The organism is Methanosphaera sp. A6 (assembly GCF_001729395.1).
GTDB lineage: Archaea > Methanobacteriota > Methanobacteria > Methanobacteriales > Methanobacteriaceae > Methanosphaera > Methanosphaera stadtmanae.
Window position 1 is genome coordinate 1 of the sequence record NZ_MAIF01000004.1, and the last position, 10,280, is coordinate 10,280.

Consider the following 10,280-nt stretch of genomic DNA (forward strand, 5'->3'; position numbering starts at 1 on the left):
TTGTTAAAAATAGTTTTTTATAACATAAACAACACAATAAACGAAAAAAACTATTAAAACAACCTTATAACAACTAATTTAACAATAACCCCTCAAAAAACATGTACTTTTTCCTAAACAAAACAGGAATTATTCAATTTTTGACAGACGGCGTATAATAAAATATTAATAGTACTTAAGATAAATAAAAGAATAATTAAATAATTGAAAATAGGAGGAAAAAATTTATGAAGAATATATATTTAGCAGCAATTCTTTCATTATTTATACCAGGTTTAGGTGTAGCTTATCTTGGATTATATAAAAGATTTCTTGTTTCATTTGTAATATATTGTGTTCTTTCCATTATTGTATCAACCATTCTAGGATTTTCAATAAGTTATTACATAATAACAATTATTATAGCATTATTCTTTGCATACGATGCATATACATGTACTGAAGCAATAAATAATAATACACAAATACCATTGTTATTTACAAAATTAGACATACAATAAATTCAAGAGAATATATTATATATAACTATGTAATGTATTCATTATATTACTTTTTTTTATAAAAACTATTTTTTTTAAAGATTTGACTATAATATAACTTTTAATTAAAAAAAAGGGTTATAGAGAATTATTTTTATTTTGCATCTCTATACATATGTGCAAATTTAGGATCATATAATTTAGATTGTTCTCCACTTTGTTGATCTAAAACATCACCAACAACAATCATAGCTGTTTTTGTAAATCCAGCATCATGCACCTTCTTAGCAATATTTGATAAATCTCCCCTTACAATCTCTTGATCTGGCCATGTTGCTTTTTTAACTACTGCTACTGGAGTATGTACATCATATTCTTTTAATAATTCTTCAACAACTTCTTCTATCATATGTATTCCAAGGAATATACACATTGTTGCATTGTGTTTTGCAAGTTTACATAATGCTTCTTCTGAAGGTTTTGGTGTTCTTCCTTCAGGTCTTGTTATGATTATTGTTTGAGATACTTCAGGTAGTGTTAGTTGTGATTCAAGTGCAGCTGCTGTTCCAAATAAACTACTTACACCAGGAATTATAGTATAACCAATATCTAATGCTTTTAATTGATTTATTTGTTCTGCTATTGCCCCATATATTGAAGGGTCTCCTGTATGAACTCTTGCTGTTATTTTATTTTCTGAATGTGCTTTTTTAATAACATCAATAATTTCATCTAAATCCATTTCTGCACTATCATATATTTTTGCATCATCTTTTGCTATGTTAAGTACTGCTGGATTAACTAATGAACCTGCATATATTATTACATCAGAATTTTTAATTGCTTCTGCTCCTTTAACTGTTATAAGATCAGGATCTCCCGGACCTGCTCCTATAAATATTACTTTTCCTTTATAATCTTCAAAATTCATATTTTACAACGTCCTCTAAAATAATTTTTTTTTAAGATATAGTATTTATTTTTAAATTCATTTATAATATAATTTAGTTTAATTGTAATTTATTTATCCTAAATTATTTTTTAAATCTATTTACTGTATCTGAAAATAGTCCAAAGAATAATAAAAATAAACCCATTACCACTATGAAATAGCCAATTGCTGAAATATAAATATTATTAGTAAATAAAGATGCTTTTACTGTTAAAATAATTAGTATTCCTAAAAATAAAACAATAGATCCACTAATTCCATAGAAATATAATGGTCTGTTAAAACGCATAAGTTCAAGTATTCTCATTAACACACTAAAGCCCTGAACTATTGGATTGTCTGTTGTAGTATTTACATCATATCTTACTGTTATCTCAACTTCAACTATACGTAATTTATTAACTGATGCTTCTATTAACATGTCACTTTCAATTCCAAACCCATTAGGATCAAAATTAAAGTATTCTATAGATTTTGATGAAAATGCTCTAAATCCACTTTGTGTATCTGTTAGCTTCACACCAGATGCAAGATATGTTGCATTATCAAGAACTGTTTGACCAACACGCCTATATGTGGGTGTGGTTGTGTCTTTTCCTGCAATATACCTACTACCATTTACTATATCAGCCCTATCCTCCATGATAGGTTTTATTACATCAGGTATTTCTGATGGATTATGTTGACCATCTGCATCTATTGTAACTATTATATCATAGTCTTGTGCATATTTAAAACCAGTTTTTAAAGCAGCACCTTTACCTTTATTTGTAGTATGAGATAATACTGTAGCTCCAGCTAATCTAGATACTTCTGAGGTTCTATCTGAACTTCCATCATCAATAACAATAACTTCATCTGCATATTGTAATGATAATAAAACCATACTTGCTATAGATACTTCTTCATTATATGCGGGTAATAAGACTGCTACTTTACTCATTAAGTGTACAACTCCAATAAAAAAATAACAAATTAAATATTTTGAATTTGTTGATATTAATAGTATATCTATATTTTTAGAATATTATATTTTAAGGATATTAATGAAAAATAATAATAGTACTAATTATTGTGTGATTTTTTATTTATTATTTATGAAATCATATAAACTATAAAAAATATATTAATATTAAAAGAATATTAAAACTTTTTAAATAAGAGATGTAACTATGAAATGGCAAGATAAAAATGTATTAATTACGGGAATAAGTGGATTTGTTGGTGCATATTTAGCAGAAAGACTTATAAAAGAAGGAAGTAATGTTTATGGATTAGTTAGAAGAAGAACTGATGGATCCATTCCTACTAATATTAAAAACCATGGAATTGAAAATGATTTTACCCAGATAACTGGTGATTTAACAGATATTAGTTCTGTTGCCAATGCTATTGATAAATCAGAACCAGATTATATCTTTCATTTAGCAGCACAATCCTTTGTACCACAATCATTTGATAATCCTACAGACACTGAACAAAATAATTCACAAGGAACTAATAATTTACTTGAAGCAATGCGAATAAAAGATTGTGATGCACGTATGGTATTTGCTGGTTCAAGTGAAGAATATGGTCTTGTAATCTCCTCAAAAGATCAATATAATGCTGCACTTAAACAATATGGTTCCATATTTCCAGATATTAAAGAAGGAATTACACATGAATTACCAATATCTGAAACAAATCCTCTACGTCCAATGAGTCCTTATGCTGTTTCAAAAGTTTATGGTGATTTCTTAACAAGAAATTATTATCATTCATATGGATTAGATACTGTTGTATCAAGAGCATTTAATCATGAAGGTGCTGGTCGTGGAAAAATGTTTGTAACAAGTGTAGTTACAAATCAAGTAATACAACTAAAATTAGGCCTAACTGATAAAATAACAATAGGAAATGTTAATGCATTTAGAGACTGGACACATATTGAAGATATTATAAATGGATACCTTCTTCTTGCAAAAAAAGGTAATAGTGGGGATGTATACAATCAAGGTTCCATGAGAACAAATTCAATACTAAGTTATATTCTACTAAGTATTGAACAAATCGGTCAAAAAATAGAATCCATAAGTACATTAAATGGAGATAAAGTTATAACTAATCCAACAGAACTTAACTCTGACAAGTATTATGGAGTTTCATTTGATAAAACAAAAGTAGATTCAATGATACTAGATGATGAAATTGAATATACAATAGAAGATAAGGGAATAAATGTAAAAACTGATACAGATAATATTAAAATTGAATTCAATCCTGCAAGATTTAGACCAGCAGAAGTACCTATATTATTCTCAAATACAGCTAAAATACAAAAGTTAGGTGCTAAAACTGAACATTCAGTATCTGATATTATAAAAGATCAATTAAACTACTTTATAAAAGAAGAAAATAGATAAAATATTTTCTTTCATACACACTTTTTTTGGGAGAGATATATATGAACATATGTATAGTTACTGAATATTTTCCACATAGTGAAAATCTTGAAATAAAAGGAGGAGTTGAAGTCTGTGCATTTAATGAAGCACAACAATTATCAAAATATAATAACATAACAGTACTAACATCAAATGATGAAAACAATACTGATGATTTTTATATAGATAATATTCATGTAATTTGTTGTGGAAATAAAAGAAACTATACACAAAAGGGTTCATTTACTAAAAGATTACTTTTTATGAAGGATGCATATGCTGTTGGATGTAATCTTAAAGACATGGATTTAATTATTGGATATAACTTTATAACATATCCTGTTGCATGGAAAATATCACAAAAACTAGATATACCTATAGTTGCAAGGTATCATGATGTTTGGATTGGAAGATGGATTGATACTATGGGTGTAAGTGGTATTTTTGGAGAAGCTCTTGAGAGATATTTCCTAAAACAAGATATTGATTTAATATTACCAGTTAGTGATTATACAAAAAATAATCTATTACCTTATTTTCCAGGGGAAAGAATTAAAACAGTTCATAATATTGTAGATTTCCCCTCTGTAACATCAAAACCATATACTAATCCAACAATAGCATGTGTTGCTAGACTTGTTGAATATAAACGTGTTGAAGACTTAATTAGAGCAATTTCCATAATAAAAGACAGTATTCCTAAAATACAATGTAAGATTATTGGTACAGGACCACTTGAGAGTCAATTAAAACAATTAAGCAAGGAATTAGATTTAGATGATAATATTGAATTTTTGGGTTTTGTTGAAAAACATGAGGATGTTATGAAGGTTGTTAATTCCTCTAAAATATTCTGTCTTCCTAGTGTTGTTGAAGGATTTGGTATTGTTATTATTGAAGCTTTATCTCTTAAAACACCATTTGTTGCCGCTGAGATTCCACCTGTTGTTGAAGCAAGTGGCAGGAAAGGTGGTCTATTTTATGAGCCTAAAAATTATAAACAGTTGGCTAAGTCATTACTTAAATTATTAACTGATGATAAATTATATTCTCAATTACAAAAAGAAGGTTACATACAATCTAAAAATTATACAAAAGAAGCAATTGGTAGTAGATTAAATGATATTTTTAACAACATTGAAGAGAAAAAAAAGTAATCTCTTCTTTTTGTGTTTTTATTTATATAATCCCCTTAATAAATCTATTTCTTCTTTATAACCTTCAACATCATTTGGTGTTTCTAAATAGAATGGTAAATCACGTAATTTTTTATGATTAATAATTTCTGTTATTGCATCTATTCCTATCTTACCCATACCTATTTTTTCATGCCTATCCTTATGACTATTTAAACCATATTTACTATCGTTTAAATGAATAGCTTTAAGTCTATCAAGTCCAATTATTGAATCAAATTCATCAATAACACCATCAAGGTCGTTTACTATATCATATCCACCATCATATATATGGCAAGTATCTATACAAACACCAACTTTCTCATCCATATCTATTTTTTCAATAATTGATTCTAATTCTTCAAAAGTTCTCCCAATTTCAGTTCCTTTACCTGCCATAGTCTCAAGAAGGATAGTTGTTTTCATATCTTCCCTTATTAACTTATTTAATGAATCACTAATTAATTCAATTCCCTTTTCAACTCCTTGTTGAACATGACTTCCTGGATGAAAATTATACATATTATTAGGTAGATTATCAAGTCGTTTTAAATCATCCTCAAATATTTCATATGCATTATTTCTTGTCTTCTCAGATTTAGAAGCTAAATTTATTATATAAGGTGCATGAGCCAAAATCACATCCATAGTAGTATTATCCATTAACTCTTGAAGACCATCCACATCTGCTTGATTTAAAGGTTTTGCTTTTCCACCACGTGGACTTCTTGGGAAAAATTGTGCAGTGTTAGCATCTATACTTAATGCTTCAAGACCTAAATTTTCAAATCCTTTACTAATTGATAAATGAGCTCCTATTGTAAACATAATTTCTTATTCTCCATATTATAATATTATTCTCTATAATGTATTCTATTAAAATATTAATAGTATCAACTATATATTTTTATACAATAATAAATGAAGGGATTTTATGGAAACCAATAGAATATTAGTTACTGGTGGTTCAGGCTTTATTGGAACAAATTTAGTAAATGAACTAAGAAGTAGAGGACATGAAGTAATAGCAGCAGATTTATTAAATACTGATCGTGAAGATTATGTACGTACAGATGTTAGAAATTATAGACAAATTGAACGTACACTTGAAGATGAAGGTCCATTTGATTATGTATATCATCTAGCTGCAGAATATGGACGATGGAATGGAGAAGCATACTATGAAAATCTATGGCAAACAAATGTTATAGGTACTAAAAATATGATAAGATTACAAGAAAAGAATAAGTTTCGTATGATTTTCTTTTCATCAGCAGAAGTATATGGAGATTATACTGGAAAAATGTCTGAAGATGTAATGGAAAACAATCCCATTAAAGATACCTATCAAATGAATGACTATGCAATAAGTAAATGGGATGGAGAATTAATGTGTATGAACTCAGCAAAAATGTTTGGTACAGAAACTGTAAGAGTTCGTCCAGTAAATTGTTATGGTCCTGGAGAAAAATATACACCATACAGAGGATTTATACCAAAATTCACATATCTTGCATTACATGATAAACCATACACTGTATATGAAGGACATAAAAGAATCATTGATTATGTTGGAGATACAGCACGTACCTTTGCAAATATTGTGGATAATTTTATTCCTGGAGAAGCATATAATATTGGTGGAAATCAAGAATGGGAAATGGATATTAAAGATTATTCTGACTTAGTATTAGAAGCTACTGGACGTGATGATAGTCTAGTAACATATAAAGAAGCAGAACCATTCACTACAAAGATAAAAACCATTGATTTTTCAAAATCCATAAGAGATCTTAAACATGATCCTAAAATCAAACCAAAAGAAGGAATTAAAAAAACAGCTGAATGGATGAAATGGTATTATAGACTTGAATAAATACAAATTATATGAATTATTTCATATATTATACTTTTTTTAAAAAAAAGAATAAATACAATTAAGTATTATATTAAATAGCATTATATTTATTTTAAAAATTCATTATTAAAAAAAATTTATAAGAATATTATAATAAATACTTAAATTCATAGTATATTCTAATATTTTTCTTATTTGTTATTTACACTAAAAAAATTAAATTCTCATGCATTTTCAAACATATATTCATAAGACTTTAATAATTGTGGTCTGAACTATTGTTTTGTCTATATAGGGGCCTGTATATGTGTAAATAGAATAGAACTAATGCCATCAATATACTCATACTTATTTTTATAATACTTTTACCTACACTTTCCATAAATTTATATAACATTATATCCACCTTTTTTTATGATTAAGATTAACTAATGGTTATAATCAGTTATTAATCAAGGATTTTATAAGTGATTTCAAGATACTTGATTAATCTGGAACTATAAGAAATATACCCATATCCCTTCAGGTATAACAGTTTTATAAAAAAAATAAAATAAAATATAACAATAAAAATTAAAATGAAATATATCTATTTTATTTTAATAATCCTATATTATTTTCCCTATTTAGAATTTATTAAAAAACATCATTTTTAATAAATTAAGTAATCCATAGTAATAATCTACTTTATATTAATTATTTAAATTCATAACAACTATACCTATACCCCTAAGGGTATAATAATTATTATAACAAAAATAATATATAAAGATATTCCAATCACAATAAAAACAAAACAAAAATAATGAATAAAAAATAAAATAAGATTAAATTCTAGAATAATAATCTATAATCTTAGACAAATCTTCAATAGCTTCAGAACTATCACCTTTATCAATAGCATCCTTTACACAATGATTCATATGTCCTTCTAGAATAATACTACCTACTTTATTCAGTGCAGATTTAGCAGCATTCACCTGCATTAAAACATCTTCACATGGAACATCCTTTTCAATCATACGATCTATGGCAGCAACCTGCCCTTCAATCTTTCTAAGACGTCTGTGAAGATTATCTAAATCCATACATTGTTTCATAAAAATACAACCTACTATAATATATCTTCCCTATCAATTTCTTCAATAGCAGACATTTTTCCAATAATTACCTTATCAGCAAGACCTGCAAAAATACCATTTTCTAAAACACCAGGGATAATATTTAATTCCTTTTCTAATTTATGAGGATTTCTGATTTTATCAAATTTAGTATCTAAAATAAAATTACCATTATCAGTTATAACAGGCCCATCTTTTTGAATACCCATTCTTAACTCTGGTTTTCCACCTAAATCAACAAGAGTATCTTTAACAACACGTAATGCTTCTGGAATAATTTCAAGAGGAACTGGGAATTTACCTAATTCTTCAACAACTTTACTTTCATCTACAATAACAACAAATTTTTTTGCAGAACTATCAACTAATTTTTCTAGTGTGTGTGCTGCTCCTCCTCCTTTAATTAAATCAAGTGTAGGATTTACTTCATCAGCACCATCAACAGCTATATCAATATCATATTCATCTAGAGTTGTTGTGTTAATTCCAGCTTCTCTAGCTTTTATTAAAGACTGATAGGATGTTGGTATTCCAAGAATATTCAATTCTTCATTTTTAATTCTCTCACCAAGATATCTTATAAAGTAGTGTGTGGTAGAACCAGTGCCTAAACCTACTATTTGACCATCCTTTATTAAATCAGCTGCTTTTTTTCCAACATTATCTTTTAATATATCCATATTTACCATTTAAATACACCTTTAATGACTTAAAATTACTTCTGTTAAATTTCTTCCATTTTTACAAACAAGTTCTGGACCAATTTCTTCAATTTGACACTTATCATCATTATACAATCCCTCAGGATAACATATATCATGATTTTCACATTCACATACACAGGTAGGATTTCTAAATATTATTGTAGAACCTTTATAAGCCTTTTTAGTTTCGACAGCAGTTCTAATAGTAGCAGGTTCAACTTCAACAGTTTGTACTCTACCATTTTTATGTAGTGGACATTTATGTGTAACTTTCTTAACATTAGTTATTATATATTTACGTCCCTTTTCAAGATTTAAACATGTTCTATTAAATCTACATGACTCACATTTACTTGAACCACCATAGAATATAAATACCAACCCTTTTTTTGCTAAACTTGTACCTATTAATGTAATCATAAATTATCCTCCATAATAAAATTATTCTATAACATGAGTTTTTAATGCTATATTTTCAGCAGCTTCTCTTGTTAAGCCACGATCACCTAAAATAGTATAACGTTCCTTGCGAATATTATGGGCTTGAATTAATGCTTCTATTATATATTCTTCATCAATACCCAATTCTTTAGCTGTTGTTGGTGCATTAACTTTTTCTAAAACAGATTTTATATTTTGCCAATCTCCACCTTGTAAATACATCATCATTATAGTACCAACACCACATTGTTCTCCATGTAATGCAGGTTTAGGTGCTATCATATCTAGTGCATGACTAAATTTATGTTCAGATCCACTTGCAGGTCTACTATTTCCAGCTATACTTATTGCCATACCACTACTTATTAAACCTTTAACAACAACACTTGCACTATTTTCATTGTTTGGATGAATATTATCTGCTTCATCAATCAATAATTTTGCAGTCATAACAGACAATGCTGCTGCTGAATCACTAAATGGTTCATTTATTAATTTATAAGCTAGTTTCCAATCTTCAACTGCTGTTAGATTAGATATAATATCACTAAATCCAGCTGCTGTAAAACGATATGGGGCTTGTGAAATAATAGTTGTATCTGCAATTAATGCAAATGGAGCATTAGCTTTTAATGATACAGTTCCTTTATCATTTTTTATTGATGCACGTGGAGATGCCATTCCATCATGTGCTGCTGTTGTAGGAACACTTATTAATGGAATATGATTTATTGTTGATGCCATTTTTGCCACATCAATTACTTTTCCTCCACCTACACCAAGTATTGCAGATGAATCTTTTGAATCTTTAACAACTTCTTCAACAGATTCTTCAGTAGCCAAATTAACTGTTATTTCTGAAATTTCATAATTTGATTCTTTTAAGATCTCAATAACATGATTTCCAGCAATTTTTTTTGTTGTAGGTCCTGTTAATATAGTTACATCCTTTTTTGGTAGTAAATTATCACATACATCACCAATTTCTTCTATGATTCCAGAACCAGAATGTATTTCACGTGGTAACTGTACATTTCTAAAATCCATTTTCTATTTCAGCCTACCTATAATTTTATTTTAATTAAAATAATTAAAAATATTATTAATTATATTCACGGTAA

General features: G+C 27.6%; 11 protein-coding genes. 4 read left to right on the top strand and 7 right to left on the bottom strand.

Annotation, left to right across the window (positions count from 1 at the left end; genetic code table 11):
* Positions 1–227 precede the first annotated feature (227 nt).
* On the top strand, positions 228–500 hold the full coding sequence (locus tag A9758_RS00100) for a hypothetical protein (protein WP_011406574.1): 273 nt from the start codon (positions 228–230) through the stop codon (positions 498–500).
* A gap of 133 nt (positions 501–633) precedes the next feature.
* On the opposite strand, the gene cobM is transcribed toward A9758_RS00100, so the two are convergent.
* A complete protein-coding gene (cobM, locus tag A9758_RS00105) occupies positions 634–1,410 on the bottom strand; it encodes a precorrin-4 C(11)-methyltransferase (RefSeq protein WP_011406575.1) in 777 nt (258 codons plus the stop codon).
* Between the two features lie 103 nt (positions 1,411–1,513).
* On the bottom strand, positions 1,514–2,374 hold the full coding sequence (locus A9758_RS00110) for a glycosyltransferase family 2 protein (protein WP_011406576.1): 861 nt from the start codon (positions 2,372–2,374) through the stop codon (positions 1,514–1,516).
* A 229-nt stretch (positions 2,375–2,603) separates the two neighbouring features.
* Between A9758_RS00110 and A9758_RS00115 the strand changes: the two genes are divergently transcribed.
* Together A9758_RS00115 and A9758_RS00120 are read left to right on the top strand one after the other, a co-directional pair.
* Positions 2,604–3,836 carry a GDP-mannose 4,6-dehydratase gene (locus A9758_RS00115; RefSeq protein WP_011406577.1) on the top strand — a complete coding sequence of 411 codons (1,233 nt, stop codon included), beginning with the start codon at positions 2,604–2,606 and terminating at the stop codon, positions 3,834–3,836.
* A gap of 41 nt (positions 3,837–3,877) precedes the next feature.
* Positions 3,878–5,014: a glycosyltransferase family 4 protein gene (locus A9758_RS00120; RefSeq protein ID WP_048059742.1), complete on the top strand. Its 1,137-nt coding sequence runs from the start codon at positions 3,878–3,880 to the stop codon at positions 5,012–5,014.
* Between the two features lie 18 nt (positions 5,015–5,032).
* Here the strand turns inward: A9758_RS00120 and A9758_RS00125 are convergent, their stop codons facing one another.
* Positions 5,033–5,863: a deoxyribonuclease IV gene (locus A9758_RS00125; RefSeq protein WP_011406579.1), complete on the bottom strand. Its 831-nt coding sequence runs from the start codon at positions 5,861–5,863 to the stop codon at positions 5,033–5,035.
* Between the two features lie 106 nt (positions 5,864–5,969).
* On the opposite strand from A9758_RS00125, the gene A9758_RS00130 reads away from it, so the two are divergent.
* A complete protein-coding gene (locus tag A9758_RS00130; RefSeq protein ID WP_011406580.1) occupies positions 5,970–6,911 on the top strand; it encodes an NAD(P)-dependent oxidoreductase in 942 nt (313 codons plus the stop codon).
* Positions 6,912–7,720: 809 nt separating this feature from the next.
* On the opposite strand, the gene A9758_RS00135 is transcribed toward A9758_RS00130, so the two are convergent.
* The 4 genes from A9758_RS00135 to A9758_RS00150 are packed head-to-tail and all read right to left on the bottom strand — an operon-like array spanning position 7,721 to position 10,206.
* Positions 7,721–7,993 carry a metal-sensing transcriptional repressor gene (locus A9758_RS00135; RefSeq protein WP_011406581.1) on the bottom strand — a complete coding sequence of 91 codons (273 nt, stop codon included), beginning with the start codon at positions 7,991–7,993 and terminating at the stop codon, positions 7,721–7,723.
* Positions 7,994–8,007: 14 nt separating this feature from the next.
* Positions 8,008–8,703 (bottom strand): ribose-5-phosphate isomerase RpiA, encoded by a 696-nt coding sequence (gene rpiA, locus A9758_RS00140; protein WP_011406582.1) that lies wholly within the window; start codon positions 8,701–8,703, stop codon positions 8,008–8,010.
* Positions 8,704–8,715: 12 nt separating this feature from the next.
* Complete coding sequence (locus A9758_RS00145; RefSeq protein ID WP_011406583.1) at positions 8,716–9,138, bottom strand: UPF0179 family protein; 423 nt, start codon at positions 9,136–9,138, stop codon at positions 8,716–8,718.
* A gap of 21 nt (positions 9,139–9,159) precedes the next feature.
* The gene (locus A9758_RS00150) at positions 9,160–10,206 is read right to left on the bottom strand and encodes an NAD(P)-dependent glycerol-1-phosphate dehydrogenase (protein WP_011406584.1); all 1,047 of its coding nucleotides are present in this window, start codon (positions 10,204–10,206) and stop codon (positions 9,160–9,162) included.
* Positions 10,207–10,280: the final 74 nt, after the last annotated feature.

Coding starts and splice junctions, on each gene's coding strand:
- A9758_RS00115 (WP_011406577.1), top strand. CDS start 2,604: ATGAAATGGCAAGATAAAAATGTATTAATTACGGGAATAAGTGGATTT.
- A9758_RS00110 (WP_011406576.1), bottom strand. CDS start 2,374: ATGAGTAAAGTAGCAGTCTTATTACCCGCATATAATGAAGAAGTATCT.
- cobM (WP_011406575.1), bottom strand. CDS start 1,410: ATGAATTTTGAAGATTATAAAGGAAAAGTAATATTTATAGGAGCAGGT.
- A9758_RS00120 (WP_048059742.1), top strand. CDS start 3,878: ATGAACATATGTATAGTTACTGAATATTTTCCACATAGTGAAAATCTT.
- A9758_RS00100 (WP_011406574.1), top strand. CDS start 228: ATGAAGAATATATATTTAGCAGCAATTCTTTCATTATTTATACCAGGT.
- A9758_RS00135 (WP_011406581.1), bottom strand. CDS start 7,993: ATGAAACAATGTATGGATTTAGATAATCTTCACAGACGTCTTAGAAAG.
- rpiA (WP_011406582.1), bottom strand. CDS start 8,703: ATGGTAAATATGGATATATTAAAAGATAATGTTGGAAAAAAAGCAGCT.
- A9758_RS00145 (WP_011406583.1), bottom strand. CDS start 9,138: ATGATTACATTAATAGGTACAAGTTTAGCAAAAAAAGGGTTGGTATTT.
- A9758_RS00150 (WP_011406584.1), bottom strand. CDS start 10,206: ATGGATTTTAGAAATGTACAGTTACCACGTGAAATACATTCTGGTTCT.
- A9758_RS00125 (WP_011406579.1), bottom strand. CDS start 5,863: ATGTTTACAATAGGAGCTCATTTATCAATTAGTAAAGGATTTGAAAAT.
- A9758_RS00130 (WP_011406580.1), top strand. CDS start 5,970: ATGGAAACCAATAGAATATTAGTTACTGGTGGTTCAGGCTTTATTGGA.